We start from the raw sequence: 21,096 nt of genomic DNA, 5'->3' as shown, positions 1-21,096 counted from the left end.
AATGCTGAGATTCGGGGTCAACTACACGCCTTCCCAGGACTGGTTCTACTCCTGGCTGGATCCGGACTGGGCGGCCACCCGGCGGGACATGGAGGCCCTGGCCGGGCTGGGCCTGGACCACGTACGCGTGATGCCGTTGTGGCCCGTCCTGCAGCCGAACCGGACGCTGATCCGCCGCCGCGCGCTGGACGACGTCCGCCGCGTCGTGGAGATCGCCGGCGAGGCCGGCCTCGATGCGAGCGTGGACGTCCTGCAGGGGCACCTGTCCGGCTTCGACTTCGTGCCGAGCTGGCTGACGGACTGGCATCGGCGCAGCATGTTCACCGACCCCGACGCGATCGCCGCGCAGGCCGAGCTGGTGGAGGCGCTCGACGGGCACCTGTACGACCTGCCCAACTTCCTCGGCCTGACCCTGGGCAACGAGGTCAACCAGTTCACCTCCGCGCTGCATCCGAGCCCGATGCCGGCCACCGCCCGGCAGGTGACGGCCTGGCTGCGGGCGCTGCACGGCGATGGGCCGCGCGACCGCCGCCACTTCCGGCTCAATGCCGAGTACGACGCCGTCTGGTACGCCGACGACCACCCCTTCACCCCGGCGCACTCCAGCCGGCACGGCCAGATGAGCGTGATCCACTCGTGGATCTTCAACGGCACCGCCCAGGGCTATGGGGCGATGTCACACGAAAGCATCACCCACGCCGCGTACCTCATCGAGCTGTCGCGCGCCTTCGCCCTCGACCCGGCGCGTCCGGTCTGGCTGCAGGAGGTCGGCGCGCCGCTCAACCACCTCACCGAGGACCAGGCGCCCGGCTTCTGCGAGGGGACCGTGCGGGCGGCGGCCGACAGCGACGCCCTCTGGGGCGTCACGTGGTGGTGCTCGCACGACGTGGAGCGCCGGCTGGCCGACTTCCCCGACCTGGAGCACAGCCTCGGCCTGATCGGGGCCGACGGCGCGGTCAAGCCGATCGGCCGGCGCTTCGCCGACCTGGCCGCGGAGCTGCGGCACCGGTCGCGCCCCTCCCCGCGGACCGAGGCCGTCGTCGTCCCCGTCGGCGCCGACGACGTCCCCGTGTCCCGGGCGGAGCTCTCCCCCGGCGGCGGCGTCTTCGAGACCTGGATGGGCCGCGCCCGCGCCGGGGCCCGCCCCGCCCTGGTGACCTCCGCGACCGCGGGCGACCCGGCCGCGCTGCGCGCCCGCGGCATCGAACGGCTCGTCCACGCCGAGCCCACGGGCCGCACCTTCTACAGTTCGGTCGCCGACGACGAGGTCCTCGACCGGATGGCCGCCCATGCCGACCGCTGAGCCGGTCGAGCGGCTGCTCGCCAAGCTGTCCCCGCGCGAGAAGGTCGGCCAGCTCAACCAGCGCCTCTACGGCTGGCAGGCCGTCGAGCGGGCCCCTCGGGGCGGATTCCGTCTCACCGATCTCGCCCGCGCCGAGCTCGACCGGTGGGGCGGGCTCGGCGCGCTGTACGGGGTCTTCCGCGCCGACGCCTGGTCGGGCCGCACCTGGGCCGACGGGATCCGGCCGGAGGAGCGCGCCGAGGTCGCCGCCCTCGTCCAGGACGAGGTGACGCGGGCCGGCGGCCACGGGATCGGGGTGCTGCTGTCGGAGGAGGCCCCGCACGGGCACCAGGCGCTCGGCGGGACGCTGCTGCCCACCAACCTCGCGGTGGCCGCCGGGTGCGATCCGGACCTGCTGGCCGAGGCCGCGGCCGCCGTCGCCGCCGAACTCGCCGCGAGCGGCGTGCACCTGGCCCTGGTGTCCGCGCTCGACCTGCTGCGGGACCCGCGGTGGGGCCGGGCGGAGGAGTGCTTCGGGGAGGATCCGCTGCTGGCCGCCGAGCTCACCCGGGCGCTGGTGATCGGCATGCAGGGCGCCGATCGCGGCGCGGTGGGCCGCGGCGGGGTCGCGATCGTGCTCAAGCACCTGGCCGCCCAGGGCGAGGCGGTCGGCGGGCGCAACGGCCAGTCCGCCGTCATCGGGCCCCGCGACCTGCGCGAGCTGCATCTCCCGGCGGCGCGGGCCGCGGTGGAGGCCGGGGCGCTGGGGTTCATGGCGGCCTACAACGACATCGACGGGGTGCCGTGCTGCGCCAACCGCGACCTCCTGACGGGCTTCCTGCGGGACGAATGCGGATTCGACGGGATCGTCATGGCCGACGGGCTGGCCGTGGACCGGCTGACCTCGATGACGGGCGACCCGGCGGGCGCCGCCGTGGCCGCGCTGGAGGCCGGGGTGGACCTGTCGCTCTGGGACGAGTCCTTCGCCCTGCTGGAGGAGGCGGCCCTGGCGGACCCGCGGGTGGCCGAGCTGGTCGACGCCGCCTGCCGCCGGGTGCTCACCCTCAAGCACCGCGCCGGCCTGCTCGGGGACACCGCGGGTGAGGCCGCCCCAGGTGCCGAACGCGAGGCGCTCACTCTGGCCGAGCGCCGCGAGGCGCTCGTGCTGGCCGGGCGGGCCGCCGACGGCCTGTCCCGCCGCCTGGCCCGGCAGTCCCTGGTGCTGCTGCACAACGCCGGCGGCCTCCTCCCCCTCGAACCTCGGTCGCTGACCAAGGTCGTCCTCGCCGGCCCGAACGCCCGCGATGTCACCGCCCTGCTGGGCGACTACGTCCCGCCCCTGCCGCCGGGGTCGGCCGCCGGCCTGGACCTCGCCCTGCGGCAGGCCCTGCCGGACGCCGAGGTGGTGTGCCCGCCGGGTGTCCCCACGGCGGCCGACCTGAGCGGCGCCGACCTGGTGATCCTGGCGCTCGGCGGGACGAGCCACCGCACGTACGCCGAGGAGTTCGCGGCCAACGGGGCGATCGCGGGCCAGGCGGCCACGGCCACCGCCGGGGAAGGCGTCGACCTGGCCGATCTCACCCTGCCCGGCGGCCAGGACGACCTGGTCGCCGCTGTCCGGGCGCGGGCCGGCTGCCCCGTGGTGGCCGTCGTCGTCGCCGGCCGGCCGCATGTGCTCACCGGTGTCCTGGCGCACACCGACGCGCTGCTGTGGGCCGGCTACCCCGGCCCGCACGGAGGCCACGCGATCGCCGACGCGCTGTTCGGCGGCTACGAGCCGGTCGGCCGCCTGCCGTTCACCGTGCCCGCCCATCCGGGCGCGGTACCGGTCCGCCACAACGACCGGCACCCCGCCGGCGACGTCTACCAGGACGCGCCGGACCCGGTGCTCTTCCCGTTCGGCCACGGCCTGCGCTACCGGCCCGTGCTCCTCGACCGCCTCACCGCCGAGGCCGGCGCGGACACGGTCCGGGTGAGCGTCGAGGTCGCCAACCCGGGCGGCGCCGCGGCCGAGGTGGTCGTGCCGCTGTTCGGGCGCCGTACCGGAGGCCGGGTGCTGCCGCGCCTGCGCGAGCTGCTCTCCTTCCGCAGGGTCACCGTCCCGGCGGGCGGCCGTACCGCCGTCGTCTGGGACCTGCCCGCCGCGCGCTGCTTCGCCGAGGACGCGGCGGACCGGGCCCGTACCGATCTGTACGTCGCGGACCTGCACGAAACCATCCGCCCGGCCGTCCACTCCCCCGGACCGGCCGACCCCCTTCCCGACAGTGAGGAGTCGTGATGGCCCGATCACATCGCACCCGCAGACGGGCGGTGACGCGTGCCGGCACCGCCGCCCTGGCCGCGATGCTCGCCGTCGCGCTGACCGCCACCGGCGCCGCGGCCAGCGACACGCTGCCCTGGACCGGCGAGAGCGCGGTCGGCGCCAGCCAGCCCTACCAGCACGGCTACTCCGTCACCGACCTGCTGCGCTGGAACCCCGCCGACGACGCCGGCGCCGAATTACTGCGCGCCAAGGTGCCGCTCCAGCAGCGCAACGCCGCCAACGCCGCCACGCAGCGCAACCCGGCGCTGCCCGCCGGCACCCAGCTGCTGACCCTGGCCGGCGACTACGGCAACGCCTTCTTCGAGAGCCACCCCTACACCAACGAGTTCAGCCAGTACCTGTTCAACTACTGGCAGTACGCCGACTTCTACGGCTCCTGGCACGGCATGCCCACCCAGGGAGTCCCGGTGAACTACTACGACCCGGCCGCCGACTGGCGGGAGAAGTGGTTCGAGTTCGGGATGCTCAACCTGCCCAACCCCGGCTACACCAACGCCGCCCACGCCAACGGGGTGCGCTCGCTGGGCTGCATCTTCTTCTCCGACAACGACCGCGGCGACCAGACCTACTCCGAGCTGCTGGTCCGCGACGCCGCCGGGGGCTTCCCCGTGGCCGCCAAGCTGATCCAGGTCGCCAAGTTCTACGGCTTCGACGGCTACTTCATCAACCAGGAGGCGCGGGTCGCCCCGGCGGACATCCCGGTGTACAAGCAGTTCCTGAAGCAGCTGCGCGACGGCGGCATCTACGTGCAGTGGTACGACTCCATCGACAACTCCACGGGCGCCATCTCGTACCAGAACGAGTTCAACGCGGTGAACGGCCCGTTCGTGCGCGACCAGCGGCTCGGCGACGTGTCCGACTCCATCTTCCTCAACTACTGGTGGAACCGGACCAAGCTCACCAACTCCAAGAGCTACGCCTCCGGCCTCGGGCTGGACTCCCGCAAGAGCGTCTTCGCCGGGGTCGAGGCCGGGCAGTACCAGTTCAACCAGCCGTACAACCTCGAGGACAACCTCGACGCCGGCGGCGCGCCGATGAACGCCATCGCCACGCTCGGCGCCGACTTCGTCTCCTCCGACTACGCGAACAAGACCGACGACGCCGCGCAGCGGGACGTCTTCGACCGGGAGCGCCGCTGGTGGACCGGCTCCTCGGCCGGCGCCACGACCCCCGAGGGCACCTGGAAGGGGATCTCCAAGTACGTCGCCGAGCGCTCCGTCATCGGCGGCACCACGTTCGCCACCTCCTTCAACACCGGCCACGGCCTGTCCACCTGGACCAAGGGCCGGCTGTCGAACCCGAAGGAGTGGGGCAACATCAACCTCCAGGACATCCCGGTGACCTGGCAGTGGTGGATCGAGGCGGCCGGGACGCCGCTCAGCGCCGACTTCGACTACGGCCCCGCGTACACGCCGGCGAGCCGGTTCTCGTACCAGAAGATCGGCGCCTACAACGGCGGCAGCTCGCTCGTGCTCAGCGGCACGCTCGACGGCGACAACACCGTACGGCTCTACAAGACGGACCTGCAGGTCGCCAAGGGCTCGACCCTCGACCTGACCTACACCAAGCCCTCGGCGAGCGACGACTCCGAGCTGCGGCTCGGCCTCGTGCTCGCCTCCGACCCCACCAAGGTGGTCCAGCTGCCGCTGGCCGGTTCGGGCCAGCGCACCACGGGCTGGACCACGCGGTCGGTGGACCTGTCGGCGTACGCCGGCCGGCGCGTCGCGGCGCTCGGCCTGGTCGTCGCCGCCGGCGCCCGCCCGATCCAGGGATACCAGGTCAACCTCGGCGCGCTGGCCCTGCGCGACGGCAAGGACCGCACGCCCGCGGCGCCGCAGGACCTGCGCATCACCCAGCTGCTGCCCGAGACCGGCGAGCTGTTCCTGGCCTGGAAGAGCGCCGGGTACGACAAGGTGCGCCGCTACGACGTCTACCTCGACGACACCTACCTCGGCGGGATCTACGACGACGTCTACTACGTCAAGCGCTTCACGGCCACGTCGGGGACGATCAGGCTGGTGGCGGTCGGCCCGGACGGGTCCGAGAGCCCGGCCGCGACCACCTCGTTCGACCTGGCCACGGCGCCGGCCAAGGTGAAGGCGTCGGCCAAGCCGGACGGCACGCTGACCGCCTCCTGGACTCCCCCGGCGAGCGGCCGGCCCGTCACGCTGAAGGTCCAGAGCCTCGACACGTCCCGTCCGTACAGCAAGGAGGTCGAGCTGCCCGGGACCGGCACGGGCACGACGCTGACCGGGGTGCCGGTCAACGGTGACGGCTACCTGCTCACCCTGCGGGCGGGGCCTGGCACGGCCACCGCCGTGCGCGGGAGGTTCGCCGACACCGAGATCGCGCCCTACCCGGCGTCGGCGGTGAAGATCAGCGGGAACACGTTCACCTTCTCCCGGCCGACGCTTCCGGACTGGCACACCCTGACCGTCCTTGAGAACGGCCAGGCGAAGTCGTTCGCGACGACGTACGGGTCGGGCGCCAAGCCGTACATCATCCGCGGCCGCACGACCCGGGCCGCCGAGACGGTGACCATGTCCAGCGCCGGTAGCAAGGTGGTCGCGGTGCTGGAGGACTACGCCGGCAACAAGGCCACGACGGTGCTGCGCGGCAACTGATCGCGTGGGTTGGCCGTCTCGACGTCGCGGGTGCGGCGGACCGTGTCGCCGACCCGGACGACCTCCAGGGCGTTGTTCCCGCCGGTGAGAGGTTCCTCGGTCATGACGACCATGGTGCCTTCTGCCGGAAATCCGGGTGCTCGGCGGGGCGGCGATCCGGCACGATGGCCGCCATGACCTTGGGAACGGTGACGCAGCCGCCGCCCGGCGTGCTGGCGGCCTTCGGGCTGACCGCGCCCGTCCGCCCGCTCGCCGGCGGCCGGGGACGGACTTTCCGGGCCGGCGACGCGGTCGTGAAACCCGTGGACGGCGCGGAAGAGGCCGAATGGTCCGCGCGGGTGTTCGCGGGCCTGTCCCCCACGGCCGGTTTCCGGGTCCCCCGCCCGCTCCGCTCCCGCGACGGGGACTACGTCGTCGAGGGATGGACAGCCTCCGAGTTCCTGGACGGTCGGGAGGGGCCGGCCGGGAAGTGGGGGGCGCTGATCGCCGCCGGCAGGGCGTTCCATCGGGAGCTGCGGCACCTCCCGCGCCCGGCCCTGCTCGACCGGCGTGACGATCCCTGGGCGGTCGCTGACCGCGTCGCCTGGGGCGAGGCCGCTCCGCCGCGACCGACCAACGCCGATGAACTGCTGGGCAGGCTGGGTGAGCTCGCGGGTCCCGTCACGGCTCCCAGCCAGCTCATTCACGGCGATCTGACCGGGAACGTGCTGTTCCATCCCGGACGGCCACCCGTCGTGATCGACTTCTCGCCGTACTGGCGGCCGGTCGCGTACGCCGAGGCCGTCGTGGTCGCGGACGGGCTGCTCTACCACCGGGCGGAACCGGAGCTCATCGAGGCCGTCCTGCCCGGCCGCGAAGGGCTTCACGTGCTGGCGCGCGCGCTCATCTTCCGGCTGGCCACGACGGCCGTCTGGGCGGGCCGCGTTCCCGAGGACGAGCTGACCCGCTTCGCGGGCGTCACTCACCTCGTGGAAGAGCGCGGCCTCAGGGGGTGAGGACGAGGCGCCGGTGCGGGGCTGGAAATTGAGCGGCGTGCCCCGGATCGGGAGGGATAGGGTTGCCCGCGTGATTTCCTCCCGGCTCGGCGCATACCGATCATCCCAGGCAGGCCCCGTGGGCGATGCGCGCTGACGCGCCGCCGGTGAGCCGGTCGCTGTGGCGCGACCGTGACTTCCTGATCTTCTGGTGTGCCCAGACGTTGTCCGTGGCGGGCGACTCGTTCGCGCTCATCGCGGTGCCCCTCCTCATCCTCGACGTCACCGGCTCCGTCGCCCAGATGGGGCTGCTCACCGGCGTGTCGGGGGCGGCGTCGGTGGCGGCCGGGGTGTTCGCGGGGGTGCTCGCCGACCGGTTCGACCGGCGCCGGCTGCTCATCGCCTGCGACGTCATCCGGCTCGTGCTGTACGTGACGATCCCGGTGGCCTGGGCGTTCGGCCAGCATGTCTGGCTCCTGTACGCGGTGCTGCCGCTGGCCGCCGCCGTGGGCATGGTCTTCCAGGTCACGTACGTGGCCGCGGTCCGCGGCCTGGCCGGCGAGAAGCGCGTCACCGAGGCCAACAGCATGCTGTACGCCACGGCCGCCGCGGCGGGCATCCTCGGCCCCACCCTGGCCGGGGTGGTGAGCGGCCACCTGGGCCCGACCGCCGCGATCGCCATCAACGCCGCCAGCTTCGGACTGTCCGCGCTCGGCGTCCTGCTGACCCACGCCTCCCGCTACGCCGTCGAGACCGTCGAGCCGGTGGAGCCCGCGCCCGGCCGGCGGCCGTGGCGGGAACTGCTGGCCGGGGCGGAGTTCCTGCTCCGGCACCCGGTGCTGCGCACCCTGACCATCCTGCTGTCGTTCTTCATCTTCATGACGCTCGGACTGACGGACATCGTCATCTACCGGCTCAAGCACGACCTCGGCCAGCCGGATTCCGTGGTGGGCGTCGTGCTGGGGGTCGGGGCGGTGGGCACGATGGCCGGTTCGGCGCTGGTGGCCCGGATGCGGCGGATGCTCGGGTTCGGACCGTTGTGGATCGGGGCGCAGATCGTGTCGGGCCTGGCCATCCTCAGCCTCGGGCTCGCCGGCTCGGTGTGGGGCGTGGCCGCCATCATGGCCCTCTATCTGGCGTGCGTGAGCCTGGCCGGGATCAACTCCATGTCGCTGCGGCAGCAGGTGACGCCCGCTCACCTGCTGGGCCGGGTGACGTCGGCGTTCTGGACGATCCACTTCTCGCTCGGGCCGGTGGGCGCGGCCGCGCTCGGCTGGGGCGCCGCGCACTACGGCGCGACGACGGTGTTCGTCGTCGCGGGGGCGTCCTGCCTGCTGCTGGCGCTGATCGCGCTGGCCACCCCGGTACGCCAGCGCCACCCCGAGAAGGCATGAGGTCACACCCATGACGAAGGACGACACCGCCGGCATCGCGACATGGCTGTGGTGCGAGGTGGATCCCGGCGACTGGTCCGGCGCGGCGCTGCGACCGGCGGCCGAGGGGCGCGGCCGGCTGATGCCGGTGCCGGTGGCGGAGGAGCTCGGCCGGCTGGTCCCGGTGCCGGTGGCGGAATGGCGCGGCCGGCTGGTTCCGGTGGCGGAGCACGAGCGGCGGTACGCGGGCGATCGTGAATATCGCGGCCTGACCGTCCCCCTCTCCCTGGAGGGCGCACCGGCCGCCGCGTTCCGGCGGCACGCCGAGGCGGTGGAGGCCGCGATCGGCCCGGCCGACAGCGTCGGCAGCCACGGCCCGACCGGCCCCTGGTACGACCCGTCGCCGGAATGGGGAGCCCCTTTCCTGCGCTGGCGGCGACCCGGCGCCGAATCGCTGGAACTACGTGCCACCGCGACCGGCGCGGAGCTCTCCCTGCAGCCGACAGAGCCCTACGAGGAGTGGCGGCGGGCCACGTTCGAGTGGGGCGAGCCGTCGCAGTCGCCGGGTGGATTCGTCATCGAATATCTGACCCCCGCCAACGAGGGGCTCAGCACGCCGGGCGGGTGGCGGGTGCCCCGATGGGCGGCGCTGCCGCCGCTGCTGGGGGCGTTCCTGCGCACGCTGCCCGCCGAGACCGGCGCGATCGGCAGGAACGTAAGCGCCACCCTGTTCGCGGGAACCCGCTCCGTCCTCGCCATCCGCTCCGCCGAACGGCTCACCGTGGAGGGCTGGTTCAGGCACTTCTCACCGGGCGCGGAACAGGGCTGGTCGCAGCGGGTCGAGCGGACCGTACGCTCCTGGACGCTCGACGCGGGCGGCCCCGGCGAGGTCGACGGCGAACGGCTGGCGCGGCACCTCGCCGACGTCCTCAAGGCGGAGAAGGTGCCTTCCCCGGCGAGGCTGAACAAGCACGTGCGCGGCCCGGAGGACGCGCACACGGTGCTGCTCGGCCTCGGCTTCTGACTCGCGGGCGGCGTGCAAGTGCGCGGCCGTATCGAGCGCGAACGCGGCGCTGCAGCCGGCCCATGTCGGGCCGATCCGCGAGGCGGGCGACGCGCCGGAAGGCGATTGCTGAGGCCGCCTGATCACCCCTAGGGTGGCGGACATGTCCCTGTTGACCTACGACCGGATGCGGGCCGAGATCGCCGGGCAGACCGAGCTGCTGCGATCGCTGATCAAGAACGCGGACATGAAGACGCCCGTGCCCACCTGCCCTGGATGGTCTCTGGGGCAGTTGCTGCGGCACGTCGGCGAAGCCCATCGCTGGATGGGGACGGTCGTGACGTCGCGGTCCGTGGAGCCGGTCTCCGACGAGCGGATCAACGACCTCGACGCGTACACGGACGAGGTGGCGGCCGAGCTCGATCCCTGGCTCGGGGAGGGCGCGGAGCGGCTGGTGGAGGCGTTGCGCGGGGCCGAGGGGCCCGTGTGGACGCCGCAGGGGCTGGACACGCCGGCGTTCTGGGCGCGGCGGGCGCTGTTCGAGACCGTGCTGCACCGGGCCGACGCCGCGCTCGCCCTGGGCAACGGCTTCGAGGTCGACGACGAGGTCGCCGTCGAAGGGCTGGAGGAGTGGCTGGGGTTCAGCTGCGTGCCGGAGGCGTACGAGGGGCACGGGCTGCTCGGCCCGGGACGGGCGCTGAGCTTCAACGGCGAGTGGCTGGTCGACCTCGGCGGGGACGCGCCCGTCTGGAGGCGCGGGCAGGGGGACGCCTCGGTGACGGTTCGCGGGCCGGTGAGTGAGCTGCTCCTGTTCGTCTACCGGCGTCCCGCGCCGAACGTCGAGGTCTCCGGGGATGCGGCGCTGCTCGGGCGGTGGCTGGAGCGGTCCGGGTTCTGGCTGGAGGAGGAGGACGGCTGAGTCCGGCCCCATGAGCAGGCCCAGTCTGGACGAGCGTCTGGCCGACATCGGGATCACCGGCCTCGAACCCCTGGGGCGGGGCCTGGAGTTCTCCGTCTTCCGCGGCCGCCCGGGCGACGGCGGGCCGCCGGTCGCCGTCCGCGTCGGCGAGCGCCGCTTCGACTCCAACGCCAACGACCCTCGGGTCGACACCCGCGCCCTGCTGCGCCAGGAGTACCGGCTCACCCGCCTGCTGGGCGACCACGGGCTGCCCGTGCCCGAGCCGGTCGCCCTCGTCCTCGCCGAGACCCCGGACGAGCCGGACCTCCTGATCAGCCGCTACGTGGAGGACGACGGATCGGAGCTGGACTGCTTCCGGCTCGGCGAGCTCCTGGCGCGCCTCCACGCGGTCCCGCTTCCCGGATCGCGACCCGTCGCCGCCGAACACCTGACGGCGTCCCGGCTCGTGGTCGGCAGGATCCTGCGCCGCTGGCGGGAGATCGCCCGCCTCAGGGACGGCTGGCCGCCGCCGCCCGCCCCCGGACGGCTGCTCCCGATCGCCGCGCCGCTCAGCCGCGGCGCGCTGCTCCACCTGGACGTCCGCAGGGCGAACGTCCGCTGTCACCAGGGCCGGGTACGCGCCCTCCTCGACTGGTCGAACGCCCTGCACGCCCACCCCGCCCTGGAGTTCGGGCGCCTGGGAGAGTTCGCCAGGCTCCCGGAGAACCAGCTCGACCTCGAGGCGTTGCGCGCCGGCTACGCGCGCCACGCCGAGCCCCCGCCCGACGCCGGGCCGCTCGCGCTGCTGTGCCGGCTGGACGCGGCGGTGATGCTCGCCCTCGTCTTCCTCTCCGAGTCACCCGACCCCGCCCGCGCGGACACCGCCGTGGAACGGGTTCTCGAGCTGGCCGAGCCGTGAGGTCAGGCGGCCGGGTCGTCCCCGATGACCGGGGCGGTGCAGGTGTCCACGTCCACGGCCGAGCGGGCGACGATCTCGCCGCCGCTGACCAGGGCGATGTGCAGCCGGCCGCTCGTCCAGCCGTCCGGCAGCGCGGCGCCGACCTCGGCGGGGCCGCTGAGCAGGAACGGCTTGGCCTCGATCCAGGAGCCCGCAGCGCCGAAGGCGTCAGGGGCGGGGCCGAACACCGGGGTCCAGGCCGTGTGCAGGTGGCCGTTGACCGGCTCGCTCCCGTGGTGCGAGACGCGGACGGGCACGGTGACCTCGCGCGACTCGCTCAGCAGGTCGCGGCCGGGCGCGACGGGGACGACGTCCAGCACGAGCGTGGTGGTGGCGTTCACGTCGGCGGGGTGCACGCCGGCCAGGTCCTTGGCGCGGCGTTCGAAGTCCAGCAGGCCCGCGGACTCGTGCTCGACGTCGTACAGCTCGGTGTAGACGTAGCCGGCCAGGCGGTCGTGGCGGCGCAGCTCCTGGGTCTGCCAGCGCAGGTGCCAGGCCCGCTCGACGCAGGTGAAGCCGCCGCCGTACTCGCTGTTGAGGTTGGGCAGCCCGCGCAGCGGCTGTGACGGGGATCCGGCCAGCTTCTTGCGCACGACGTAGTCGGGGCCGAGCCGGACGGGGAAGTCGTCCTGCTCGCCGTCCATCAGCGCGGCCACCGTCCGGCCCCAGGAGGCGGCGGACTCGTCGTAGTAGTGCCAGTCGAGCAGGTCCGTCTTCACGTGGGTCCAGCCGGAGTTGTCCACGGCCGGCCTGCTCGGGTCGAGGTCCTTGAGCAGCTCGTACGCCCGCGCCGCCGCCTGCTGCTTGGCCGGGTCGCCCGGGATGTCCCAGTCCAGGCCCCATTCCTCGTTGTACAGGCCCCAGATGACGATCGCGGGCGAGTCGCCGTCGCGCTCCACCATCGGCGCGATCTGCTCCTCGAACGCGGTCACCGACTCCGCCGAGAAGCGGCCGGTCGAGGCGGGCTCGGCCCAGACCAGCATCCCGAGGATGTCGGCGTGGTGGACGAAGCGGGGATCCTCCAGCTTGAGGTGCTTGCGTACCAGGTTGTAGCCCGCCGCGGCGGCCAGCTCGATGTCGCGGCGGAGCGCGGCGTCGTCGGGGGCGGTGATGCCGGTGCGGGGCCAGTAGCCCTGGTCGAGCACGCCGCGCACGAACAGGCGGCGGCCGTTGAGATACAGGTCCTCGCCGATCACCTCGACGCGGCGCAGCCCGGTGTAGGCGGCGACCTCGTCGGTGCCGTCGGCCGAGGTCAGGCGGGCGTCCACGTGGTAGAGGTGCGGGTCGTCCGGGGACCAGAGCCGGGGCCCGGCGACGGGGAGCACCGCCCGTGCCGCGCCCTCCACGACCGGGACCTCCACCGTCGTGTCCGTCCCGCGCAGGGTCAGGCGCAGCACGGACTCCGACAGCCCCGCCACCCGGGCCTCCACCTCGATGGCGTCCAGCCCGGCCGAGGGGCGCAGCTTCAGCCCGGCCAGGTGCGTGGCGGGCCGGGCCTCCAGCCAGACGCTCTGCCAGATCCCCGACGACGGGGTGAAACAGACGCCGTCGTAGTCGTCGCGCGGGATGCTGCGCTGCTTGCCGTGCGCGAGCTCCCGCTTGTCCAGCGGCGCGCAGACCCGTACCACGACCTCCTGCGGGCCGTCGCCGCGCAGCGCGTCGGTGATGTCGGCCTCGAACGGCGTGTAGCCACCCCGGTGCGTGACCACCTCGACGTCGTTGACCCAGACCGTGGCCTCGTGGTGCACGGCCCCGAAGTGCAGCACGACCCGCTGACCCGCCCACCCGGCGGGGACGGTGACCGGGCGGCGGTACCAGGCCACGGGCAGCCAGTGGGCCTCGATGCCCGACGCGGGGGTCTCCCAGGCGAAGGGCACGGTGATGGTCCTGTTCCAGCCGGGCTCGGTGTCGGCCCGGAAGTCCCACTCGCCGTTCAGGCTCGACCAGGAGTGCGACCGGTCGAAGTGGGGGCGGGGGTATTCCATGATGCTCTCTTCCATAAGGGTGAGGGTCAGCCCTTGACGCTGCCCGCGAGGATGCCGTTGATGAAGTGGCGCTGCAGCAGGACGAAGATCACCAGCAGCGGCAGCATGGCGATGCTGCCCGCGGCGAGCAGCTCGCCCCACACGGTGGCGAAGTCGGCGCCGATCCGGTTGCCGGTGACGTTCTGCGCGAGGGTGGACAGGACCACCTGGAGGGTCTGGTGCGAGGTGTCGTTGACGGCGACGACCGGCCAGACGAAGTCGTTGTAGACGTTCATGGTGGTCAGGACCGCGAGCGCGGCCAGCCCGGGACGGATCACGGGCAGCACGACCTTGGCGAAGATGCCGAACTCCCCCGCGCCGTCCACCCGGCCCGCGTCGATGAGCTCGTCCGGGATGGCGGCGATGGTCTGCCGCATCCAGAAGATGCTGAACGCGTCGATGCTGCCCGGCAGGATGAGCGCCTGGTACGTGTTCACCCAGCCGAGCGCGCTCATCTCCAGCAGCAGCGGGATGATCAGCACCAGCGTCGGCAGCATCAGCGTCAGCAGCACGACGCCGAACAGCAGGTTCTTGCCCGGGAAGGCGTACTTGGCGAAGGCGTATCCGGCCAGCGGGCAGAAGAACATCGTCATGGCGCCCCTGACCACCAGCACCAGCGCCGTGTTCGCGAACCCGGTGCCGATCGGCACGTCGGCGAACATGGCCCGGTAGTTGTCGAGCGTCAGCGCACCGATCGATAGGGGGTCGGCGATGATGTCGGCGGCCGGCTTAAGCGAGGAGCTGACCGCCCACCAGATCGGGTACAGGAACACGATCGCGAGCAGCGCCAGGACCGCGTACTGCAGGGGTCCGGGGCGGGTCTGGTTCATGACACCTCGTCTTTCGGCCGCAGCAGCCTGACCGACACCAGCGACAGGCCGAAGACCAGCAGGACCAGCAGGAACGAGTTCGCGGCGCCGGTGCCCAGGTCGGAGGCGGTGATGTGGTCGTACAGGTAGAGGCCCGCGGTGGTGGTGGAGCCGTACGGGCCGCCCTCGGTGACCACGAACGGCTCGGCGAACATCTGGAAGACGGCCAGGGTCTGCACGACCACCAGGAACGCCATGCTCCGCCGCACCAGCGGGACGGTGATGGACCAGAACTGGCGCCACCGGGAGGCGCCGTCGAGGGCGGCGGCCTCGTACACGCCGCCGGGGACGGCCTGGAGGCCGGCGAGCAGGATGATGATCGCGAACCCGGTGGTCTTCCACAGGAACAGCAGCGCCAGCGTCGGCTTGGACCACGCCGTGGACGTCAGCCAGCCCACGTCGGGCAGGCCCACCAGGTTGAGCAGGTGGTTGACCAGGCCGTAGTCCTGGTCGAACACCACGATCCAGACCTGCGCCATGGCGACCAGCGGGGTCACGAACGGCGCGATGAACGCCACCCGGAACAACCCGCGCAGCCGCAGCTTGGCGTTGGCCAGCAGCACCGCGCCGCCCAGCCCGGCCACGACCTGGATCGGCACGATCAGCAGCCACATGACGGCGCTGTTGCCGAGCGAGGCCCAGAAGTCCGGGCTGGTCAGCAGGTAGAGGTAGTTGTCCGCGCCGACCCAGTGGGCCGCGCCCGCGCCGCGCCAGCGCATGAAGCTGAGCTGGAGCGCGTAGATCAGCGGATAGATCCCGAACGCGGCGAAGACGAGGAAGAACGGGGCGATGAACAGGTACGGCGACAGCCGCGTGGCCCTCATGAGCGGTCGATCAGGTTGCGCTGGATCTTCTCGGCCGACTCCGTGATCACCTGGTCGGGCGACATCTTGCCCTCGATCAGGCGCTGCACGTTGTTGCCGAGGTAGTCCACCGACTGGGCCCACCACCAGGGGATGGGCGCGGCGGCCGGGATGGTGCCCGCGGCCTCGACGGCGACCTTCCACAGGTCCTGGCCGCCGAGCGCCTCGATGGGCTTGAACAGCGGCTTGGCCGGGTCGAGCGCGGGGGTGAAGCTGGGGATCGAGGTGGACAGGCCGCCCGGGTAGACGGCGTTGGGGCCGTACACGGCGGTGTAGCCGGGCTCCTTGAAGCACAGGAACTCGTACAGCAGCCAGGCCAGCTCGGGGTTCTTGGCCTTGGCGGGGATGACGAAGCTGCTGCCGCCCATGGCGCCGCTGCGCGCGCCGCCGGGCGTCCAGGCCGGCAGCGGCGCGGCCCGCCACTTGCCCTTGGTGGCCTTGAGCAGCTGCTGCGGCGCGAACGACCACCAGATGGCCCACGGCACGAACACCTGCTGCCCGCTGTCGAGCGTGTTGACGTCGGCGGGCTCCAGGTAGGGGGCGTGGGTGACCAGGCCGTCCTTGACCGCGCTGTCGATCCAGCCGAAGATCCGCCGGTACTCGGCGGAGTCCAGCCGCAGCTTGCCCCCGGCGTCGGTGAGGCTGGTGCCCTGCTGGTTGGCCAGCATCTCCAGCCAGAGCTGGCTGAGGAACGGGGTCTTCTCCAGGTGGATCGGCCTGGTCCTGGGGTCCTTCTCCTTGACCGTCCGGGCGGCGGCGAGCAGGTCGTCGTACGTGGCCAGGCCCGCCGGATCCACTCCGGCGCTCTCCAGCACGTCCTCGCGGTACCAGAGCAGGCCGGGGTCCAGGTCCCACGGGACGCCGTAGATCTTGCCGTCCACGGTGTTCACGGACAGCTTGTACGGCGAGGTCCGGTCCCGGTACGGCGCGATGAGGTCGGTCAGGTCGTACAGGTGCTCGGCCTGCCCGCCGATCTTGGCGTCGTCCCAGAAGCTGCCGTCGGGCACGTCGGTGCCGCTGATGAGGGTGTTGGCCAGCTTCGCGTCGATGTCCACGGCCTGGTGGTTCACCTTGACGTTCGGGTACGCCTCGCGGAACTTGCCGATGGCCGCGTCGAACACCTTGAACAGGTCGCCCGACCGGTTCCAGACGGTGATCTCACCCTTGACCGACGACGCCGACGCGGCGGGCGCGGCCAGCTTGCTCGGCTGCGCGCTCGGGCCGCCCGGCGCGCACGCCGCCAGCGAACCGGCGGCGGCGATGCCCAGGGCGCCCTTGAGGAAACCGCGCCGGTCTATGAGGGGTGTGGACATTCTCTGACTCCTCGGCCTGGGCTCATGTTGGGGCTCTGCAACGATGCAGACATAATGCATACTTGTCTGCAACGATGCAAGAGCGGGTTTAGGATCTTCCCAAGAGAGAGCCTTCGGGAGTATAGGAGACGCATGGCCGGTCCAACGCTTCGCGATGTCGCCAAACGGGCGAATGTATCGATTCGCACCGTGTCCAACGTGGTCAACGGGTACGCGCCGGTGTCAGACGAGCTGCGTGCCCGGGTGCAGGCCGTGCTGGACGAGCTCGACTACCGTCCCAACCTCATCGCGCGCAATCTCAAGCAGGGGCGCACCGGGATGATCGCCCTGGTGGTGCCCGAGCTGGACGTGCCGTACTTCGCCGAGCTGGCGCGCGAGGTGATCACGGCGGCCCGCGCCCGCGGCTACGTGGTGATGGTCGACCAGACCGACGGCGACGGCGACCGGGAGCGCGAGCTGCTCGGGCGGGACTCGCGGGCCACGATGTTCGACGGGCTGCTGCTCAGCCCGCTGACGATCTCCGCCGAGGAGCTGCGCGGGCGCGCCAACCGGATCCCGATCGTGCTGCTCGGCGAGCACATCTTCAACGGCAGCTTCCACCACGTGGCCATCGACAACGTCGCCGCCGCCCGCGAGGCCACCACCCATCTGCTGGACCTGGGCCGCCGCCGGGTGGCCGCCATCGGCGACCAGCCGTACGCGACCGGCGAGACCGCCCAGCTCCGCACCGCCGGCTACCGCCAGGCGCAGGCCCGCGCGGGCCTGGAGGTGGATGAGCGGCTCGTCGTCTCCACCCCGCACTTCCACCGGCGGCTGGGCGCCGAGGCCATGGAGCACCTGCTCGCCCTGCCCGAGCCGCCCGACGCGGTGTTCTGCTACAACGACCTGCTCGCCCTGGGTGCGATCAGGGCGCTCACCAGGGCCGGTCGCCGCGTCCCCGATGACGTGGCGGTGGTCGGCCTGGACGACATCGAGGAGGGCCAGTACAGCACGCCCAGCCTGACCACGATCGCCCCGGACAAGGGGGAGATCGCGCGCCGGGCGGTGAACACGCTGATGGACTCGATCAACGGCTCGGCCGCCGCGCCCGCCGAGATCATCGTGCCGCACCGGCTGATCGTCAGGGAGAGCACCGCCGGCTGACCCCGGGGCGCTCTAGCCGGACAGCTCGAGAGCGGCATCGAGCAGGCTGCGGGTGTACTCGTGCCGGGGCGCCCCCAGCACCTCCGTCGCCTGCCCTTCCTCCACCACCACACCCTGGCGCATGACGGCGATCCGGTCGGCGATCTGGTGCACCACGCCGAGGTCGTGGGAGATGAAGAGCATGGCCAGATGGTGGCGCTCGCGCAGGTCGACCAGCAGCCGGAGGATCTGCGCCTGGACCGACACGTCCAGGGCGGACACCGCCTCGTCGCACACCAGCAGCCGGGGCCGGACCGCGAGCGCGCGGGCGATGCTGACCCGCTGGCACTGCCCGCCGGACAGTTCCGCCGCCCGCTGCCCGGCGACGCTCGCGTCGAGTCCGACGTCGTCGAGCAGGCGGTGCAGCGCGGCGGTGCGGTCGCCGGACGGGGCCGAACTCGGATGGGTGCGCCACGCCTCGTCGATGATCGCGGCGACGGTCATGCGCGGGCTGAGCGACGACCGCGGGTCCTGGAAGACCATCTGCGCGGCACGCTGCTGCGCCGTCGTCCGCCGCCCGACCGGCCCCAGGGGCACGCCGTCGAGCAGGACGGCGCCGGAGTCGGGCCGGACGAGGCCGACGATCGCGCGGGCCACCGTGGTCTTGCCCGACCCCGACTCCCCGACCACCCCCACGATCTCGTCGGGGGCCACCGTGAGGCTCACGCCGTCGACCGCGACGAAGTCCCCGGACCGGCGGGCGGCGCGCGGCCGGAACCACGCGGTACGCCGGCCGAAGCTGACCCGCAGGTCCCGCACCTCGAGCAGATCGACGCTCATCGCTGCAGCAGCTCCTCGGCGAAGTGGCACGCGGCCCACCGGCCGGGCGCGACGGTTCTGGTCTCCGGCTCCTCGGTGCGGCACCGCTCGCGGGCCAGCGGGCACCGGGGGTGGAAGGCGCACCCCGGCGGCCGGTTCGCCGGGGTGGCCGGCGTGCCCGGCAGCGGGTGGGCCAGCGCGGTACGGGTCCGCACCGCGGGCACGCTGTCGACCAGCGCGCGGGTGTACGGGTGAGCCGGGCCGGCCAGCACCGCCTCGGTGGGGCCGCGCTCGGCGACCCGGCCCGCGTACATGACGACGACCTGGTGCGCGACGTGCGCCACCACCCGCAGGTCGTGGCTGACGAGGAGCATCGCCAGTCCCTCGTCCTGCTGGATGGAGCGCAGCAGGCGCAGGATGCGCGCCTGGACGGTCACGTCCAGCGCCGTGGTGGGCTCGTCGGCGAGCAGCAGCGCCGGGCTGCCCGCCAGCGCGAGGGCGATCATGGCCCGTTGCCGCATCCCGCCGGAGAACTCGTGCGGGTAGCTGCGCATCCTGCTGTCCGGCTCGGGGATCCCCGCCCGCTCGAGCAGTTCGAGCACCCGCCGGCGCACCTGGTCGCGGGGGCGGCCGGCGCGGCGGAGTATCTCGCCCACCTGGCGGGCGATCGTCTGGGTCGGGTTGAGCGCGGCCAGCGGGTCCTGGAAGATCATCGCGATCTCGTGGCCCCGCAGCCGGCGCCGGTGGGCGGGGCTCGCCTTCAGAAGGTCCTCGCCCCGCCAGCGCAGCTCCCCGCCGGTCGCCGCCCCCTCCGGGAGCAGGCCGATGACGGCGTTCGCGGTCATCGTCTTGCCGCTGCCCGACTCGCCGATGAGCCCGACCGTGGTCGCCGGCGGGATGTCGAACGTCACCCGGTCGACGACGCGGACCGGGCCGCGGGCGCCGGGCAGGTCGACGACCAGCCCGGCCACCTCGAGCAGGCCGTCCACCTCGACCGGCGTCTCGACCGGGGTCCGCACGCCGCTCATGAGCTGCTGACCCGCACGCCGGCGAAGTCCGGCAGCCCGTTCGGGTCCGGGGTGACGCCGGTGACGCGGTGGTTCCAGGCGTAGGCGTACTTGACCGCCATCGGGAACATGCCGACCGCGTCCTGCCAGATGATCTTGCTGGCCTCACCGTACAGCTTGACCCGCTCGTCGCTGTCCGAGCTCGCCCCGGCGGCGGCGAGCAGCTTGTCGAGCTCGGGGTTGCAGTAGCCGTTGCGCTTGGCCGCGCAGGGGTAGAGCCGGCCGAGCGTGTTGGCCGCGTCGAACGTGGGGTTCGACAGCTGCTGGAAGTTGACGTCCCAGTTCAGGGCGAGCAGGTCCTTGGTGAACACCGCCTGCTCCTTCTCCAGCAGGTCCACCTGGACGCCGATCTTCTGCAGGTCGGAGACGATCGCCTGGTTGAACGGCCGGAACTCGGCGTTGGCGAACTGCAGCCGCAGCTTGGTGGAGAAGTCGAATTTCGCGTCGGTCAGCGCGGCCTTCGCCGCGGCCGGGTCGTAGCGGACGGGCTCCTGCGGGGCGTAGCCGAGCGTGACGGGCGAGACCGGGGCGTCGGCCAGGGTGCCCGTCTGCGGATAGAGCCGCTTGATGATGGTGGCGAAGTCGACCGCCTGCCACAGCGCCCGCCGCACCTTGGCGTCCTTCAGCGCGGGCGTGGAGGAGTTGAACCACATGGTGAACACGGCGGTGCTCGGCACCGTCTCGACCTTGAGGGTGGAGTCGCGCTGCAGCTCCGCGAGCTGGTCGTCGGGGATGCCCCAGGCGAGGTCCACCTCACCGGTCCGCAGCGCGGTCAGCCGGGCCGCGAGCTCGGGCATCTTGCGGATGGTCACCCGCTTGACCTGGGGCGCACCGCCGTAGTGGTCAGGGTTCGGCACCAGCACGAGCGTGCCGGACGGGTCGAACTTCTCCACCTTGAACGGCCCCGACCCGACCGGGTGCTGGAAGAACGCCGGGTTCTCGCCGGTCAGGCTGCCGGGCAGCACGTAGAAGATGGCGAGCTTGTACGGGACCGCCGCGTCCGGCTTCGGAGCCTTCAGCACGACCTCGGTGGGCGACGAGGCGGTCATCGTGTAACCGACGAAGTTGGCCGCGTTGGTGCTCTTGAGATCCATCATCCGCTTGAACGAGGCCACGACGTCGTCCGCGGTGACGGGCTTGCCGTCGCTGAACTTCACGCCCTGGCGCAGCGTGAACGTCCACTGCGAGGCGGAGCCGTCGGGCTTCCACGCGGTGGCGAGGTCGCCCTCCAGGGTGCCGTCCGGGCGGGGCCGTACCAGCCGGCTGAAGATCGCCTTGGAGGCCAGCTGCGTGCCGGTGGCGCTGCCGCCCGTGGGGCTGGCCGGGTCGAGGCTATCGATCGCGTAGGTGCCGGCGACGGTGATCTCGCCGCCGGTGCCACCGCCGCCGCCCGTGCCGCCGCCGGTGGCGGCGCTGCAGCCGCCGAGCACGAGGGTCGCGGCGGCGATGAGGGCCAGTGCCGCGAGCCGCGGCCTACCTGAGGCAAGGGGTCTGGTCATGGACGTCTTCCCGCCTTCCGGGGATGGTTCTTCGGGGGGTGCTCGTGATGGAAGGGGTTATGTGCCGGTGGGACGATGGTCGCCG

At 72.6% G+C, this 21,096-nt stretch carries 17 protein-coding genes; 9 read left to right on the top strand and 8 right to left on the bottom strand.

What is annotated here, in order from left to right; all coding sequences use genetic code 11:
* Window position 1 precedes the first annotated feature (1 nt).
* Genes ACIHFD_RS46780 through ACIHFD_RS46770 form a run of 3 tightly spaced genes read left to right on the top strand, consistent with a single transcriptional unit; the run spans window position 2 to window position 6,229 of the window.
* The gene (locus ACIHFD_RS46780; protein WP_397372388.1) at window positions 2-1,303 is read left to right on the top strand and encodes a glycosyl hydrolase; all 1,302 of its coding nucleotides are present in this window, start codon (window positions 2-4) and stop codon (window positions 1,301-1,303) included.
* The gene (locus ACIHFD_RS46775; protein ID WP_397372387.1) at window positions 1,290-3,560 is read left to right on the top strand and encodes a glycoside hydrolase family 3 N-terminal domain-containing protein; all 2,271 of its coding nucleotides are present in this window, start codon (window positions 1,290-1,292) and stop codon (window positions 3,558-3,560) included. The genes ACIHFD_RS46780 and ACIHFD_RS46775 overlap by 14 nt, the downstream gene beginning before the upstream one ends.
* A complete protein-coding gene (locus ACIHFD_RS46770) occupies window positions 3,560-6,229 on the top strand; it encodes a hypothetical protein (RefSeq protein WP_397372386.1) in 2,670 nt (889 codons plus the stop codon). The genes ACIHFD_RS46775 and ACIHFD_RS46770 overlap by 1 nt, the downstream gene beginning before the upstream one ends.
* Here ACIHFD_RS46770 and ACIHFD_RS46765 read toward each other — a convergent pair.
* Window positions 6,187-6,333, bottom strand: a complete 147-nt coding sequence (locus tag ACIHFD_RS46765; RefSeq protein ID WP_397372385.1) for a hypothetical protein — start codon at window positions 6,331-6,333, stop codon at window positions 6,187-6,189. The two genes, ACIHFD_RS46770 and ACIHFD_RS46765, sit on opposite strands and share 43 nt — an antisense overlap.
* A gap of 69 nt (window positions 6,334-6,402) precedes the next feature.
* Between ACIHFD_RS46765 and ACIHFD_RS46760 the strand changes: the two genes are divergently transcribed.
* From ACIHFD_RS46760 to ACIHFD_RS46740, 5 genes are all read left to right on the top strand, one after another.
* Window positions 6,403-7,224: a TIGR02569 family protein gene (locus ACIHFD_RS46760; RefSeq protein ID WP_397372384.1), complete on the top strand. Its 822-nt coding sequence runs from the start codon at window positions 6,403-6,405 to the stop codon at window positions 7,222-7,224.
* Window positions 7,225-7,349: 125 nt separating this feature from the next.
* Entirely contained in the window at window positions 7,350-8,597 is a 1,248-nt protein-coding gene (locus tag ACIHFD_RS46755; RefSeq protein WP_397372383.1) for an MFS transporter, read from the top strand.
* 10 nt (window positions 8,598-8,607) lie between these two features.
* A complete protein-coding gene (locus tag ACIHFD_RS46750) occupies window positions 8,608-9,600 on the top strand; it encodes a hypothetical protein (protein WP_397372382.1) in 993 nt (330 codons plus the stop codon).
* Window positions 9,601-9,742: 142 nt separating this feature from the next.
* Window positions 9,743-10,498 (top strand): maleylpyruvate isomerase family mycothiol-dependent enzyme, encoded by a 756-nt coding sequence (locus tag ACIHFD_RS46745; RefSeq protein ID WP_397372381.1) that lies wholly within the window; start codon window positions 9,743-9,745, stop codon window positions 10,496-10,498.
* Window positions 10,499-10,508: 10 nt separating this feature from the next.
* Complete coding sequence (locus ACIHFD_RS46740; RefSeq protein WP_397372380.1) at window positions 10,509-11,396, top strand: phosphotransferase family protein; 888 nt, start codon at window positions 10,509-10,511, stop codon at window positions 11,394-11,396.
* 2 nt (window positions 11,397-11,398) lie between these two features.
* Here ACIHFD_RS46740 and ACIHFD_RS46735 read toward each other — a convergent pair whose 3' ends face one another.
* Genes ACIHFD_RS46735 through ACIHFD_RS46720 form a run of 4 tightly spaced genes read right to left on the bottom strand, consistent with a single transcriptional unit; the run spans window position 11,399 to window position 16,504 of the window.
* On the bottom strand, window positions 11,399-13,435 hold the full coding sequence (locus ACIHFD_RS46735) for a glycoside hydrolase family 2 protein (protein ID WP_397372379.1): 2,037 nt from the start codon (window positions 13,433-13,435) through the stop codon (window positions 11,399-11,401).
* 11 nt (window positions 13,436-13,446) lie between these two features.
* The gene (locus ACIHFD_RS46730) at window positions 13,447-14,289 is read right to left on the bottom strand and encodes a carbohydrate ABC transporter permease (protein WP_355198709.1); all 843 of its coding nucleotides are present in this window, start codon (window positions 14,287-14,289) and stop codon (window positions 13,447-13,449) included.
* A complete protein-coding gene (locus ACIHFD_RS46725) occupies window positions 14,286-15,152 on the bottom strand; it encodes a carbohydrate ABC transporter permease (protein ID WP_397372378.1) in 867 nt (288 codons plus the stop codon). The genes ACIHFD_RS46730 and ACIHFD_RS46725 overlap by 4 nt, the downstream gene beginning before the upstream one ends.
* Entirely contained in the window at window positions 15,149-16,504 is a 1,356-nt protein-coding gene (locus tag ACIHFD_RS46720) for an extracellular solute-binding protein (protein WP_397372377.1), read from the bottom strand. The genes ACIHFD_RS46725 and ACIHFD_RS46720 overlap by 4 nt, the downstream gene beginning before the upstream one ends.
* A gap of 132 nt (window positions 16,505-16,636) precedes the next feature.
* Between ACIHFD_RS46720 and ACIHFD_RS46715 the strand changes: the two genes are divergently transcribed.
* Window positions 16,637-17,647 (top strand): LacI family DNA-binding transcriptional regulator, encoded by a 1,011-nt coding sequence (locus ACIHFD_RS46715; RefSeq protein WP_397372376.1) that lies wholly within the window; start codon window positions 16,637-16,639, stop codon window positions 17,645-17,647.
* A gap of 12 nt (window positions 17,648-17,659) precedes the next feature.
* On the opposite strand, the gene ACIHFD_RS46710 is transcribed toward ACIHFD_RS46715, so the two are convergent.
* The 3 genes from ACIHFD_RS46710 to ACIHFD_RS46700 are packed head-to-tail and all read right to left on the bottom strand — an operon-like array spanning window position 17,660 to window position 21,011.
* Window positions 17,660-18,466: an ATP-binding cassette domain-containing protein gene (locus ACIHFD_RS46710; protein WP_397372375.1), complete on the bottom strand. Its 807-nt coding sequence runs from the start codon at window positions 18,464-18,466 to the stop codon at window positions 17,660-17,662.
* A complete protein-coding gene (locus tag ACIHFD_RS46705) occupies window positions 18,463-19,473 on the bottom strand; it encodes an ABC transporter ATP-binding protein (RefSeq protein ID WP_355198718.1) in 1,011 nt (336 codons plus the stop codon). Before ACIHFD_RS46705 ends, ACIHFD_RS46710 begins: the two co-directional genes overlap by 4 nt.
* On the bottom strand, window positions 19,470-21,011 hold the full coding sequence (locus tag ACIHFD_RS46700) for an ABC transporter substrate-binding protein (protein WP_397372374.1): 1,542 nt from the start codon (window positions 21,009-21,011) through the stop codon (window positions 19,470-19,472). The genes ACIHFD_RS46705 and ACIHFD_RS46700 overlap by 4 nt, the downstream gene beginning before the upstream one ends.
* Between the last annotated feature and the right edge of the window lie 85 nt (window positions 21,012-21,096).

This window comes from Nonomuraea sp. NPDC051941, from assembly GCF_044593615.1.
The sequence above is the reverse complement of the archived record's forward strand: the minus strand, read 5'-3'. Positions and strand labels throughout refer to the sequence as shown.